Annotated in this window: 13 protein-coding genes; 7 read left to right on the top strand and 6 right to left on the bottom strand. The window is 72.3% G+C overall.

Annotation, left to right across the window (positions count from 1 at the left end; genetic code table 11):
- Positions 1–46: 46 nt before the first annotated feature.
- Positions 47–370: a nuclear transport factor 2 family protein gene (locus tag ACZ69I_RS03260; RefSeq protein WP_467668572.1), complete on the top strand. Its 324-nt coding sequence runs from the start codon at positions 47–49 to the stop codon at positions 368–370.
- Between the two features lie 143 nt (positions 371–513).
- Here the strand turns inward: ACZ69I_RS03260 and ACZ69I_RS03265 are convergent, their stop codons facing one another.
- Together ACZ69I_RS03265 and ACZ69I_RS03270 are read right to left on the bottom strand one after the other, a co-directional pair.
- The gene (locus ACZ69I_RS03265) at positions 514–984 is read right to left on the bottom strand and encodes a lamin tail domain-containing protein (RefSeq protein ID WP_467668570.1); all 471 of its coding nucleotides are present in this window, start codon (positions 982–984) and stop codon (positions 514–516) included.
- Positions 985–1167: 183 nt separating this feature from the next.
- Positions 1168–1941 carry an SDR family oxidoreductase gene (locus ACZ69I_RS03270; protein WP_470830323.1) on the bottom strand — a complete coding sequence of 258 codons (774 nt, stop codon included), beginning with the start codon at positions 1939–1941 and terminating at the stop codon, positions 1168–1170.
- A gap of 133 nt (positions 1942–2074) precedes the next feature.
- Between ACZ69I_RS03270 and ACZ69I_RS03275 the strand changes: the two genes are divergently transcribed.
- The 4 genes from ACZ69I_RS03275 to ACZ69I_RS03290 all read left to right on the top strand — a co-directional run bounded on the left by ACZ69I_RS03275 (position 2075) and on the right by ACZ69I_RS03290 (position 7466).
- Positions 2075–3709 (top strand): alkaline phosphatase D family protein, encoded by a 1635-nt coding sequence (locus ACZ69I_RS03275; protein WP_470830324.1) that lies wholly within the window; start codon positions 2075–2077, stop codon positions 3707–3709.
- A gap of 163 nt (positions 3710–3872) precedes the next feature.
- Positions 3873–5162 (top strand): multidrug effflux MFS transporter, encoded by a 1290-nt coding sequence (locus ACZ69I_RS03280; protein WP_470830325.1) that lies wholly within the window; start codon positions 3873–3875, stop codon positions 5160–5162.
- Positions 5117–6292 (top strand): serine hydrolase domain-containing protein, encoded by a 1176-nt coding sequence (locus tag ACZ69I_RS03285; protein ID WP_470830649.1) that lies wholly within the window; start codon positions 5117–5119, stop codon positions 6290–6292. Before ACZ69I_RS03280 ends, ACZ69I_RS03285 begins: the two co-directional genes overlap by 46 nt.
- A 142-nt stretch (positions 6293–6434) precedes the next feature.
- Positions 6435–7466: a small ribosomal subunit Rsm22 family protein gene (locus tag ACZ69I_RS03290; protein ID WP_467668561.1), complete on the top strand. Its 1032-nt coding sequence runs from the start codon at positions 6435–6437 to the stop codon at positions 7464–7466.
- Here ACZ69I_RS03290 and ACZ69I_RS03295 read toward each other — a convergent pair whose 3' ends face one another.
- Complete coding sequence (locus ACZ69I_RS03295) at positions 7467–7955, bottom strand: hypothetical protein (protein ID WP_467668559.1); 489 nt, start codon at positions 7953–7955, stop codon at positions 7467–7469.
- A gap of 271 nt (positions 7956–8226) precedes the next feature.
- Between ACZ69I_RS03295 and ACZ69I_RS03300 the strand changes: the two genes are divergently transcribed.
- Complete coding sequence (locus tag ACZ69I_RS03300; RefSeq protein WP_470830326.1) at positions 8227–10239, top strand: glycoside hydrolase; 2013 nt, start codon at positions 8227–8229, stop codon at positions 10237–10239.
- Here the strand turns inward: ACZ69I_RS03300 and ddaH are convergent, their stop codons facing one another.
- Both ddaH and ACZ69I_RS03310 read right to left on the bottom strand, forming a co-directional pair.
- A complete protein-coding gene (gene ddaH, locus ACZ69I_RS03305) occupies positions 10240–11073 on the bottom strand; it encodes a dimethylargininase (RefSeq protein WP_470830327.1) in 834 nt (277 codons plus the stop codon).
- A gap of 141 nt (positions 11074–11214) precedes the next feature.
- Positions 11215–11400 carry a DUF6243 family protein gene (locus ACZ69I_RS03310; RefSeq protein WP_467668553.1) on the bottom strand — a complete coding sequence of 62 codons (186 nt, stop codon included), beginning with the start codon at positions 11398–11400 and terminating at the stop codon, positions 11215–11217.
- A 148-nt stretch (positions 11401–11548) separates the two neighbouring features.
- Here ACZ69I_RS03310 and ACZ69I_RS03315 point away from each other — a divergent pair, with 148 nt between their 5' ends.
- Positions 11549–12193: a TetR/AcrR family transcriptional regulator gene (locus ACZ69I_RS03315; protein WP_470830328.1), complete on the top strand. Its 645-nt coding sequence runs from the start codon at positions 11549–11551 to the stop codon at positions 12191–12193.
- Here ACZ69I_RS03315 and ACZ69I_RS03320 read toward each other — a convergent pair.
- A complete protein-coding gene (locus ACZ69I_RS03320; protein ID WP_467668549.1) occupies positions 12168–13019 on the bottom strand; it encodes a glycerophosphodiester phosphodiesterase in 852 nt (283 codons plus the stop codon). The genes ACZ69I_RS03315 and ACZ69I_RS03320 overlap by 26 nt on opposite strands.
- Positions 13020–13167: the final 148 nt, after the last annotated feature.

Here is a 13167-nt window from a genome sequence, read left to right on the forward strand (position 1 = left end):
TGCGGCACGGGTGGCGCCGCGCCCCGCGGGGTGTGACCGTAGGCCCATGAGCATCCAGGTAAACCGGCTCGGCGACCCCACGGTCCAGGCCTTCGTCACCGCGGTGAACGCCCACGACAGGTCCGCTTTCGACGGCCTCCTCGCGCCCGGCGCGACCATGTCCGACGACGGGTCCGACCGGGACATCGCCGACTGGACGGACCGCGAGATCTTCTCCTCCAACGGCCACATGGACGTCGAGTCGGAGTCGGACGGCGGCCGCACGCTGCTCGTCTCGTTCCGCAACGACACCTGGGGCGAGATGCGGACCAAGTGGCGGTTCACCGTCGACGGCGGCAAGGTCTCCCGCTTCGAGACCGGCCAGGCCTGACCGCCGCACAGAGCCAACAGGGCACAGGGCGCCCGCGACGTTTCGCAGGGCGACCGTTCCGCGACGCGGGCCGTTCCCCACGGCCCCAACCGCGGGTCCCTCGTCGCGGAGCGGTCGCCCTGCCCCCTCCCCTGTGGCAGTGGTCAGTGGCAGTTCGCGGCCCCGGAGCCGAGCCGCGACCACGAGCAGGAGTCCTGCTGCGCACCGCTCGGCTTGAGGAGGCGGGCCTTGTCGCCGGTGTTGTTCCAGACGTAGTTGCCCCGGCCCCAGTAGCGCACGCCCGAGGCGTCGCGGCCCTTGCCGGTGCGGACCTTGACGGTCTTGCCCGCGCCGATCTTGTAGCTGCCGAAGGTGTACGTGTAGCCGGTGTTGTCCTTCAGCTTGTAGCCCTTGAGCTGGACCGCCGAGCGGCCGTTGTTGTGGATGTTCACCCACTCCGCGTTCAGCGAGGAGTTCGAGCGGTTGTCCCGGCCCGGGCTGTCGTACTGGATGTAGCCGAGGTGCAGCCCGCCCTGGTGGCGCACGGTCGCCGCCGACGCGGGGGACAGGGTGAGCAAGGACACCGACAGGGCGGTGGCGGCGAGGACGGCGGGGGCCGCGGTGCGTATGCGCAAGGAGTGCTCCAAGTGTGAAGTTCTCGTGGAGAGGAGCCGAGCATACGGGGAGTACTGACCCGACCTGACGCGGAAGCTGAAACTCCACTTGTAGAGATTCCGGCCGTGCTGTCGCGCCACCATGCGCCACCCCGGCCCGTATCCGGCCCCTTCAGGGCGTTGGCGCCGCCGCCCCCGCGGGCCTCAACCCCGCCCCACGTACGGCATGTTGGTCGCGAGGACCGTCGCGAACTGGACGTTCGCCTCCAGCGGCAGCTCCGCCATGTGCCGCACCGTGCGCGCCACGTCGGAGACGTCCATCACCGGCTCGGTCGCCAACTGGCCGTTCGCCTGGAGGATCCCGGACTGCATGCGCTCGGTCATGTCGGTCGCGGCATTGCCGATGTCGATCTGCCCGACGGCGATCCGGTACGGCCTGCCGTCCAGGGAGAGTGACTTCGTCAGGCCCGTCAGGGCGTGCTTCGTCGCCGTGTACGCCACCGAGTTCGGGCGCGGGGCGTGGGCCGAGATCGAGCCGTTGTTGATGATGCGCCCGCCCTGCGGGTCCTGCTCCTTCATCTGCCGGAAGGCCGCCTGCGCGCACAGGAACGCGCCGTTCAGGTTGGTGTCGACGACGTGCCGCCAGGCGTCGTAGGGGAGCTCCTCGACCGGCACGCCGCCGGGGCCGAACGTGCCCGCGTTGTTGAAGAGGAGGTCCAGGCGGCCGAAGTCCTCGCGTACGCGGGAGAAGAGCGCCGCCACGTCGTCGGGGCGCGACACGTCCGTACGGACGCACAGGGCGGCGCCGTCCGCCGCCGGCGCGAGGGCGGCCGTCTCCTCAAGGGTCTCGGTGCGGCGGCCCGCGAGCGCCACCGACCAGCCCGCCGCGAGCAGTTCGAGGGCGACGGAGCGGCCGATTCCGGAGCCGGCTCCGGTCACCACGGCGGTCTTCGGCGGGGCAGTTCGCTCAGCGTTCATGGCCCCGCAGCGTACGGGAGGGCTGTCCACGCGGACATCATCCGCCCGCCATGCGGCTGTTGTGTACGCGACAGGCCCGCGTCGTCCCCCGCCACTTGCATGCCCTTGACACCAATCGTCAGGGGAGGGCCACATGACACCCGCAGGCCAGCAGCACGCGTCCGAGATCCGGGCCGCCGCCCGTCATCTGGGGCGCCGTCGTTTCCTCACCGTCACCGGCGCCGCCGCCGCGCTCGCCTTCGCCACCAACCTGCCCACCGCGGGCGTCGCGGGCGCCGCCGAGCTCGACGCCCGCCGCATCACCGAGGACCCCTTCACGCTCGGCGTCGCCTCCGGAGACCCGCTGCCCTCCTCGGTCCTGCTCTGGACCCGCCTCGCCCCCGCCCCCTACGAGCCCGGCGGCGGCCTGCCCCAGGAGCGCGTCACCGTCCAGTGGGAGCTCGCCCACGACGCCCGCTTCCGGCGCGTCGCCAGACGCGGCACGGTCACCGCGCACCCCGAGTTCAGCCACACCGTGCACGTCGAGGCCGACCACCTCGACGCGGGCCGCACGTACTGGTTCCGCTTCAGGACCGGCCGGTGGGTGAGCGAGACCGGCCGCACCCGCACGGCGCCGTCCGCGGGCAGCCGCCCCGGCGCCCTCACCCTCGCCGCCGTCTCCTGCCAGGCGTACCACGACGGCTACTTCACCGCGTACAAGCACCTGGCGCAGGACGACGTCGACGTCGTCTTCCACCTCGGCGACTACCTCTACGAGTACGCCGTGAACGCGGTCGGCGGCGCCCGCAACTACACCGACCGCACGCTGCCCGCCCACTTCAACAAGGAGACCAAGACCCTGGAGGACTACCGCCTGCGGTACGCCCTCTACAAGCACGACCCCGACCTGCGCGCCGCGCACGCCGCGCACCCCTTCGTCGTCACCTGGGACGACCACGAGGCCGAGAACAACTACGCCGACGACGTCTCCGAGAACGACGACCCGCCCGCCGAGTTCCTGCTCCGCCGTGCCGCCGCCTACCGCGCGTACTGGGAGAACCAGCCGCTGCGCCGCCCGCAGCTGCCGAGCGGGCCCGACGCGCAGCTCTACCGGCGCCTGACCTGGGGCAGGCTCGCCCAGTTCGACATCCTCGACACCCGGCAGTACCGCTCCGACCAGGCGTACGGCGACGGGGCGCACGTCCCCGGGCCCGAGTCGGACGATCCGGCGCGCACCATCACCGGCGCCACCCAGGAGCGCTGGCTCCTCGACGGCTGGCGGCGCTCGCGCGCCCTGTGGAACGTCGTCCCGCAGCAGGTCACCTTCTCCGAGCGGCGCCTGGACCTCAACGAGCGGGCCAAGCTCTCCATGGACGCCTGGGACGGCTACCGCGCCTCCCGGCAGCGGGTCCTCGCGGGCGCGAAGGCCGCGGGCCTGGACAACCTCATGGTCCTCACCGGCGACGTGCACGTCGGCTACGCCTTCGACATCAAGGCCGACTTCGCCGACCCGTCCTCGCGCACGGTCGGCACGGAGATCGTCGCGACGTCCATCGCGAGCGGCAAGGACGGCGCCGACAAGCCGGCCAACTGGGAGACGTACACCAAGGCCAACCCGCACCTGAAGTTCTACAACGGCCGCCGCGGCTACGTGACCGTCGGCTACGGCAAGGACGTGGCCAGGGCCGATTTCAAGACGGTCTCCGCGGTCACCACGCCGGGCGCCCCCATCAGGACGGCGGCGTCCTTCGTGACGGAGGCGGGCGACCCGGGGCTGAAGCCCGCGTAGCCGCCCCCGGGCGGTTCGAGCCCGTCCGCCGATCGACGACGAACCCGGCGAAGCCGACGAACCCGGCGAAGCCGAGCCTGACCGAGCCACGTGCACCGCGTACCGGGGCGGAGCCCACAGCTGCGACCATGGAGACCTACACGCAGCACATGGGAGGGGCACGATGCCTGAGCTCGGGCAGGCCACAACAGCACATCCGGCAACGAAGGCGGCGGCGCCGAACGGCCCCGCCGCCCTCCGTCGTACCGGCGCCCTGGTCACGCTCGTCCTCGGCGGCCTCACCGCCGTCCCCGCGCTCTCCATGGACATGTACCTGCCGGCCCTGCCGGAGGTCACCGACGCCCTGCGCTCCCCGGCCGCGACCGTCCAGCTGACCCTGACCGCCTGCCTCATGGGCATGGCGCTCGGCCAGCTCGTCGTCGGCCCCATGAGCGACAAGTGGGGCCGCCGCCGCCCCCTCCTCATCGGCCTGCTCGTCTACGTCCTCGCCACCGCCACCTGCGCCTTCGCCCCCACCGCCGAGCTGCTCATCGGCTTCAGGCTGCTGCAGGGCCTCGCGGGAGCGGCCGGGATAGTGATCGCCCGCGCGGTCGTCCGCGACCTGTACGACGGCGTGGAGATGGCCCGCTTCTTCTCCACCCTGATGCTCATCTCCGGCGTCGCGCCCATCGCCGCCCCGCTCATCGGCGGCCAGGTCCTGCGCTTCACCGACTGGCGCGGCATCTTCGTCGTCCTCACCGTCGTCGGCACCGCGCTGACCCTCCTCGTGTGGCGGCGGCTGCCCGAGACCCTGGCCCCCGAGAAGCGGCACAGCGGCGGCACCGTCGAGGCGCTGCGCACCATGAAGTCGCTCCTCGCCGACCGCGTCTTCGCCGGATACATGATCGCGGGCGGCTTCGCCTTCGCCGCGCTCTTCGCCTACATCTCCGCCTCGCCCTTCGTGATCCAGGAGATCTACGGCGCCTCCCCGCAGACCTTCAGCCTCCTCTTCGGCGTCAACTCCGTCGGACTGATCGCCGCGGGCCAGCTCAACGGCAAGGTCCTGGTCGGCAGGACGAGCCTGAACAAGGTGCTCGCCGTCGGCCTGGCGATGATCACGACCGCCGCCACGGCGTTGCTGCTCATGACCCTCGGCGTCTTCGGCGACGTCGGCCTCTTCCCCGTCGCCGCCGGGCTCTTCGTCCTCATGTCGTCGATGGGCCTCACCATGCCCAACACCCAGTCGCTCGCGCTGATCCGCACCCCGCACGCGGCAGGCTCCGCGTCCGCGCTGCTCGGCACCACCTCCTTCCTCGTCGGCGCGGTCGCCTCGCCGCTCGTCGGCATCGCGGGCGAGGGCACGGCCGTCCCCATGGCCGTCGTCCAGCTCGTCTGCGCGCTGGCGGCCATCGCCTGCTTCGTGGGACTCTGCCGGCCCTGGCAGCGACCGGCCGCGCAGGAGGCGGACCACTGAGCACACCAAGACTCCTGCGCCCCGGCTCCCCGGAGCGGGCAGGCCTCGACCCCGACGAGATAGGCCGCCTCGTCGACGAGGTGCGCGACCTGACCCGCGGCCCCCGCCCCTGGTGCGCGGGCGCCGTGGTCGTCGTCGGCCGCGGACCGGTGATCGCGGCCCAGGAGGCGGCGGGCTGGGCGGTGCGCTACGCCGCGTACGACCCGGAGACCGACGCCGGAGTCGAGCTGCCCCGCGAGTGGCGCGTGCCGATGCGCACCACCACCCCCTTCGACCTGGCCTCGCTCACCAAGCTCTTCACCACGGTGGCCGCCGTGCAGCAGCTGGAGCGCGGCACGCTCGGCATCGACGCGCTCGTCGGCGCGTACGTCCCCGAGTTCACGGCCGCCGCCGAGCACGGCATCACCGTCCGGCAGCTGCTCACCCACACCTCGGGACTCCGGCCCGAGCTGCCGCTGTACGGCTGCCCGGACGACGCCGCGCGCCTCACCGCCCTGCGCGCCGAGGCCCCCGCGACCGCGGCGGGCGACTACGTCTACTCCGACCTGAACATGCTGCTGCTCCAGCGCATCCTGGAGCGCCTCACCGGCCGCCCCTTCGACGCCCTGGTCCGCGACGGCATCACCCGGCCGCTCGGCATGACCGCCACCGGCTTCGGGCCGCGCCCCGACGCCGCCGCCACCGAGGACCAGCGCAGGCCCTGGGCGAAGGCCGACCGGGGGATGCTGCGCGGCACGGTCCACGACGAGAACGCCTGGGCGCTCGGCGGCGTCGCCGGGCACGCGGGCCTCTTCTCCACCGCCCGCGACCTGGCGGTCTTCTGCCGCACGCTGCTGTGCGGCGGCTCGTACGGCAGGGCCCGCATCCTCGGCCCCGACTTCGTCGAGCTGATGCTGGCCGGGCCGGGCCTGGGCTTCCGCGTCGACCAGCCGTGGTTCATGGGGGAGCTCGCGGGGCGCGGGGCGGCCGGTCACACCGGCTTCACCGGCACCTCGCTGGTCCTCGACCCGGCGACGGACACGTTCCTGGTGCTGCTCGCGAACACCGTGCATCCCCGGCGCAGGGCCGCCGACAGCGGGCCCCGCGCGGCGGCGGGCACGCGGCTGGCGCGGGCGGCACGGGGGCGCTGACCTCGGACGCCCGCAGGGCCCGGTGGCAGCGGACCCGTGGCCGGGACACCCGGGCCACCCGCGGCTCTGTGAGCATGACGCTCCCTCTCCCCACCGATCACCGTCCGCTCCCGCCCCACTCCCATCCCCGTAGAATCACGGGGTGAACGCCCCCCTCCCCCCGACCTCTCCGGCATCTCCGGCCTCCCCCGCCGAGACCCTGCGCGCCGCCCTCGCCGGGCTCCTGGACGGTCTCCCGCCCCGGCAGGCGACCCAGGCCGTCGACCGGCTGATCGCCAACTACCGGGGCCGCACCCCGACCGACGCCCCGATCCTGCGCGACCGCGCGGACGTCGTCGCGTACGCCGCGTACCGGATGCCCGCGACCTTCGAGGCGGTCCGTGCGGCTCTTGCGGCGCTCGCGGACGCGGCGCCCGAGGGCTGGGCGCCCGGCAGCCATGTGGACGTGGGCGGCGGGACCGGCGCGGCGACCTGGGCGGTGGCGGCGACGTGGGCGGGGGAGCGGCCCGTGACGGTCCTGGACTGGGCCGAGCCCGCGCTGGCCCTGGGGCGCGAACTGGCGGGCACGACGCCGCAGTTGAGCGGCGTACGGTGGCAGCGCTCCCGTATCGGAGCGTCGCTCGCCATCGAGAGCGCTGATCTCGTCACGGTGTCGTACGTGCTCGGGGAGCTGACGGGGGCCGACCGCGTCTCGGTCGTCGACGCGGCGGCGGAGGCGGCCGCGCGGGCCGTCGTCGTCATCGAGCCCGGCACCCCCGACGGCTACGGCCGGATCATGGAGGCGCGCGACCGGCTCGTCGCGGCGGGCTTCCGGATCGCCGCGCCCTGCCCGCACAGCTCGGCCTGCCCCATCGAACCCGGCACGGACTGGTGCCACTTCTCGGCCCGGGTCAGCAGGTCGTCCCTGCACCGCCAGGTCAAGGGCGGCTCACTGGCGTACGAGGACGAGAAGTTCAGCTATGTCGCGGCGGTGCGCTTCGAGCCGGACCCGGCGCCCTCCCGGGTCGTCCGCCGCCCGCAGATCCGCAAGGGCCAGGTCCTCCTCGACCTGTGCGGGGCCGAGGAGTCCCTGCGCAGGGAGACCGTGACCAAGCGTCACGGCCCCCTCTACCGCGCGGCCCGCGACGCGGACTGGGGCGACGCGTGGCCGCCCCGGCCCGCCGACGCGGACTGACTACGCCGGTCCCCAGGTGCCCTGGTTGACCGAGCAGTTCCAGCCGGTGCCGCGCAGGGTGAACTTCACCCCGAACGAACGGGTGTTGAGCAGCCGGGTCTGCACCTTGAAGCCGAGCTTCGCCTTGCCCCCGAGGCTCTTGTCGTAGACGGAGACCGTCTTCGTCGTCCGGCGGGTGATCTTGCCGCCCGTCGGCGTCGCCTTCTTGAAGCGGATGTTCTTGGTGTTGGTCACCGTGAAGGTGACCTTCTTGATGCTCTGCGTGGTCTTGCTCTTGATGCCGAAGTACAGGCCGCCGTTGGTGACGTTGCCGTGCGCGTCGTAGTAGAAGCGCTTCGGGTAGACGATGTCGATCGGGCAGCCGGCGACGGCGCGCGGCGCGGCCTTCACGGCGGTCGGACCGGACGCCGCGGAGGCGGAGCCGGCCAGGCCGAGCTGAGCGGCGGTAAGGGCCCCCGCGGTGGCCAGGACTGCGGCGGACGTGCGCATGCGATTCACTGCGCTGATACCTCTTCTTCCCCCTGGGCCCCTGTGGGCCCAACTGTTTGGTTGTGGTGTTGCGTTCGCACAGGGCGGTCTGTGCACCTGTGTACCTGTGCGCACGTATTGTTAGCACGTTGTCGGACAGATGGCTGAACTGCCCCTCCTTTTTGCGGGACACCTCACACGCCCCCCGCTTGTCGGAAGGCACCCTCCGCTTCCCGGAAGGGTCCCTCCGCTTCTTAGAAGGTTCTTAAGCCCGCCGACTATTCAGTTCTCCATGCCCACCAAGATCAGCTCTCCCGGCCACGCCCGCAGGCGGTCCGAGACCCGTTTCCTCTCCCTGTCCGTCGCGCTCGCGGTCGTGGCGGCCGGTGCCACCACGTACGCCTTCACGGCCGGGGCCGAGCAACCCCACGGAAAACAGGTCGAGTTGGCCGTCGACGGCGGCACGGCCCTCGTCGACACCGCCACCCTCGCCGTCCGCGCCCGCACCCGCGACGGCCGCGACCTGACCCTCTCCGACGCCTCTGGCACCGACCTCGGGTCGCCGGGCCCGGTGACCCGCTCCGGCACGGGCCGGGCCCGCTGGAGCTACCCCGAGCGCGGCATCGACGTCACCGCCCGCACCGACCACGGCCGCCTCTCCCTCCGGCTCGACGCGGACCGCGACACCTCCGTCAGCTGGCCCGTCACCGGCACCGACGCCACCGCATCGGCCCTCCAGCTGCCGCGCGGCGAAGGCCTCGACATCCCCGTCGCGGACGCCTTCTGGACCACCGGCAAGGGCGGACTCGGCGGCAGCACGGTCGACGTGGGCGCGGACCTGACGCTCCCGCTGTGGGGCTACTCCCTCGGCAAGAAGACCGGCGTCAGCTACCTCACGCCCACCGACATCGGCACCACCCTCGGCTTCACCGCCCCCGGCGGCCGGCTGCGTACCATGGCGCGGCACGCCTTCGACGGCGGCGACGGCACCCGCGACTACTCCGTCATCTTCGCCCTGACCGACGGCAACGCGGTCGCGCCCGCCGCCGACTACCGCGCCTACCTCGCCGAGCGCGGCCAACTCGGCAGCCTGAAGCGGAAGATCGCGAAGAACCCCGCGACGGGACGGCTCCTCGGCGCCTTCCACGCCTACACCTGGGGCGACGCCCGCAAGGCCCCCGCCGTCGAGCAGCTCAAGAAGCTCGGCGTGGACCGGATGTGGCTCGGCTACGACGCGGGCCCCGACCCGATGGACAAGGCCGCGGTGAACGCCGCGAAAAAGGCCGGATACCTGGTCGGCCCGTACGACTCCTTCGACAACGGCCAGCCGAGTGCCGACGCCGACAACCCCGCGTCGGCCTGGCCCGGCACCCTCTACCCGGACTTCTGCGTCCGCCGCGCCGACGGCAAGCCGCAGACCGGCTTCGGCGACCGCGGCTGCTACATGAGCTCCCAGGCCTTCGAGCAGGCGGAGAAGAAGCACCACTACCTCGCCGACCGGACCCGCTCCGTCGTCGCCAACGGCGCCGACAGCCTCTTCCTCGACGTCGACGCCACCGGTGAGCTCTTCCGCGACCACGCCAAGAGCCACCCCATGACCAAGGCGCAGGACAGGAAGAACCGCCTCGCGCGGATGAAGCGCATCGCGGAGCACGGCGAGGACGGCCTCGTCCTCGGTTCGGAGACCGCCCAGGCGTGGGCGAACAAGGCCGTCGCCTTCGACCACGGCGCGGGCACGCCCCCGGCCGACGGCATCTGGGCGCTCCAGAAGGACAAGGAGAAGTGGGGCGCCTACTACCCGGAGACCGGGCCGAAGTTCTTCTTCAAGCCGGTCGACCTGCCCGCCGATCTCGCCAGGGCGATGTACGACCCGCGCTACCGCGTCCCGCTCTACGAGACCGCGCTGCACGGCTCCCTGGTCAACACCGAGCGCTGGGAGATCTCCTACGAGAAGCTGCCGGAGCAGAAGACCACCCGCGCCCTGCTCGCGATGCTCTACAACACCCCTCTCAACTACGTCCTCGACGGCCCGTCGCTGAAGCGGCACGGCACCGAACTGGCCGCCCTGCAGAAGTACTTCTCGCCCCTGCACAAGGCCGCGGGCACCGAGCCCCTCACCTCCTACCGGCGCCTCGGCCACGGCCGCGACGTCCAGCGCACGGTGTTCGGCAGGGGCACGCTGACCGTCACGGCCAACTTCGGCACGAAGGCGTACGCCGGGCTGCCGGGCGGCTGCGTCGACGCCCGCCTGAAGGGCGACGACGAGCCGCGCCGGCTCTGCCCGGCCGAGCTGCACCGGAACTAGCTAGACCCGCAGCTCCTGCGTGCAGCACTTCACGCTGCCGCCGCCCTTGAGCAGCTCGCTCAGGTCCATCCCGATGGGCTCGTAGCCGCGCTCGCGCAGCGGTGCGAAGAGCCCCACCGCGGCCTGCGGGAGCAGCACGTGGAGCCCGTCGGAGACGGCGTTGAGCCCGAGCGCCACGGCGTCGGGCTCCTCGGCGGTCAACGCGTCGGGGAAGAGCCGCCGCAGCACCGCCTGGCTTCCGGGAGTGAAGGCGGGCGGGTAGTACACGACGTCGTCCGCCGCGTCGTCCAGGACGGCCAGCGCGGTGTCCAGGTGGTAGTAGCGGGGGTCGACGAGGTCGAGGCCGATCACCGGGCGGCCGAAGAACTCCTGCGCCTCGCCGTGCGAGAGCGGGCTGGCCCGGAAGCCGCGTCCTGCCAGGACGTAGGAGGCGGTGACGGCGAAGTCGCCCTCGCCCTCGTTGATGTGCGTGGGTTCGTGGATGTCGGTGAAGCCGTGCGCGCGGAACCACTCCAGGTGGGCCTCGGCCTCCCGCTCGCGCTCGCGGTAGGCGAAGCGCGCGCCGAGCACGCGTCCGCCGACGACGGTCGCGCCGTTCGCCGCGTAGACCATGTCCGGCAGGTCGGGCCGGGGGGTGAGCTCCTCGACGGTGTGGCCGAGGGCCCGGTACCGGTCGCGCAGGTCCTCCCACTGGGCGAGGGCCAGCGGGACGTCGACCGGCTTGGCGGGATCCATCCAGGGGTTGATGGAGTAGGTGACCTTGAAGTGTGCCGGTGGGCACATCAGATAGCGCCGGGGTGTGGCGCGCCGAGGAGAGCGAGGATTACGGGACAAAGAAGGCTCCTCACGTACCGCAGGGTCAGCTGCCGCCCGTGGTGGGGCAGTTGAAGCCCATAGTGCGGTGTGAGGAGCCTTCGCGCTGTGCACCGAACGGGTGGTTGCGGAGATGGTCATCCCGCCGCCCCCGCCGGACGCTCACCGTCCGCCGTGTGTCTCGCGTCCCTCCCGCAGCTTGCGCAGCAGCTCGCGCTTCTGTTCCTGGGGGCTGAGCGCTCCGCCGGCCTGGCCGCCGCCGCGCCGCGCGCCGCGCAGGGCGGTGCGGGAGAGGTTGCTGCGGGTGCCGCCGACGCCCAGCATGCCTCCGGATCCGCCTCGGGTCATGGGGTCCTCCGCTCCATCGATGTTCGAGTGGTGATGTTCCAGCGATCGAGCGAGACGATACGTCTCGCCACGGGCTCCACTTTGAACGAGACGGCACGTCTTGTCAAGACGGTACGTCTCGGTTCGGCTCGCTGCTACATTCGACGGCATGGCCCAGAAGACCGCCCCGGACTCCACGCGCCGCAGCGAACGCTCGCGCCGCGCGATCTACGACGCCGCCCTCGCCCTCGTCGACGAGGTCGGTTACGCCAAACTGACGATCGAGGCCATCGCGGCCCGCGCCGGCGTCGGCAAGCAGACGATCTACCGCTGGTGGCCGTCCAAGGGCGCCGTCCTCCTCGACGCCTTCCTCGACCTCGCCGACCAGGCCGCCCGGGAGGCCAGTGAGAAGGCCGGCCAGGCCGAGACCGCGACGGCGATCCCGGACTCCGGGGACCTGGAGGCCGACCTCAAGTACGTGATGCGGGCCACCGTCGACGAGTTCAACGACGCCAAGTACGACGCCCCCTACCGCGCGCTCGCCGCCGAGGGACTGCTCAACCCCGAGCTGGGCGCCGAGTTCGTCGAGAAGCTCCTGGAGCCGCAGCTCCAGCTCTACGTGAAGCGCGTGCGGCAGGCCCAGGAGGCGGGCCAGGTCGGCCCCTCCATCGACCCCCGCATCGCGCTCGAAATGTGGACGAGCCCGCTCGCCCAACGGTGGCTGATGCGCTCGGGTCCCCTCACCCACGCGTACGCCGACACCCTCGTCGAGTACGCGCTGTACGGCATCACGCCGCGCCCGACGGACTCCTGACCTTCTTGACCGGCGTGCGCGAGAGCAGGCCGGGCGCATCGGTGATCACGCCGTTGCAGCCGAGCCACAGCACCCGGTCCCGCTGCTTGGGTGAGGTCACGGTGTGCGCCCACACCCGCGGGATGCCCGAGTTCACCGCGCGCCGCAGATCGCTGTCGCGCGCCTTGTAATCGACGTCCAGGACGTCCACGTAGGGCGCCCAGCCCTCCGGCCGGTCCGTGCGCATCTGCTTCTTGGAGCGCCACAGCTGGGCGAGCAGGCCCAGCTCGTGGGCGCGCAGGGCGACCGCGGGGCTGTTGCTGTTCACGAAGACCGAGCGGGTCAGCCCGCGGGCGCGCAGCAGCCGGGCGAGCGGCTTGAGGCTCTGCGGGTCCTTGGCCTCCAGCATCAGCATGATCCGGCCGCCGAACCGGTCGAGGACCTCCGCGACCGTCGGCGGCCGCTCCGGGCGCCAGTTGCCGGGCAGCGTGACCCCGGGGCGGAGCCGGACCCCCAGCCAGTCCCACCGGTCCAGGGCGCGCACCGGGCCCGTGGAGAACGTGGTGCGGTCCAGGGTGTCGTCGTGCATGACCACCAGCGTGCCGTCGCGCAGTATCCGCGTATCGAAGTCGATGACCTGCGCGGTGCGGCTCCGGTAGGCCGTCAGCAGGCCCGACATGCTGTTCTCCGGTACTTCCAGGGCGCCGCCGCGGTGCGCCGTGTAGACGACGCGGGGGAGCGCCTCCACGGTCAGGGGGCCGCCGCCCCACTCGATCGGGGCGAGGAAGCCGTTCGGGGCCGTGAGGGTCAGCGCCGTGAGGCCTGTCAGCACAGTCTTGATGACCATGACGGCCACGGTAGGGGGAAAAATCAGTCCTTACACCCCAATGACTCGCTATGGCGCACGCCAGCTGGCATCGCCCCGGCCACCCCGGATGTGGACTCCGGCCCCCCGGGGCGCAGGATGGTGGGACCATGGGGTCATGCTTTCGGCA

Source organism: Streptomyces sp. NPDC036815, assembly GCF_055609205.1.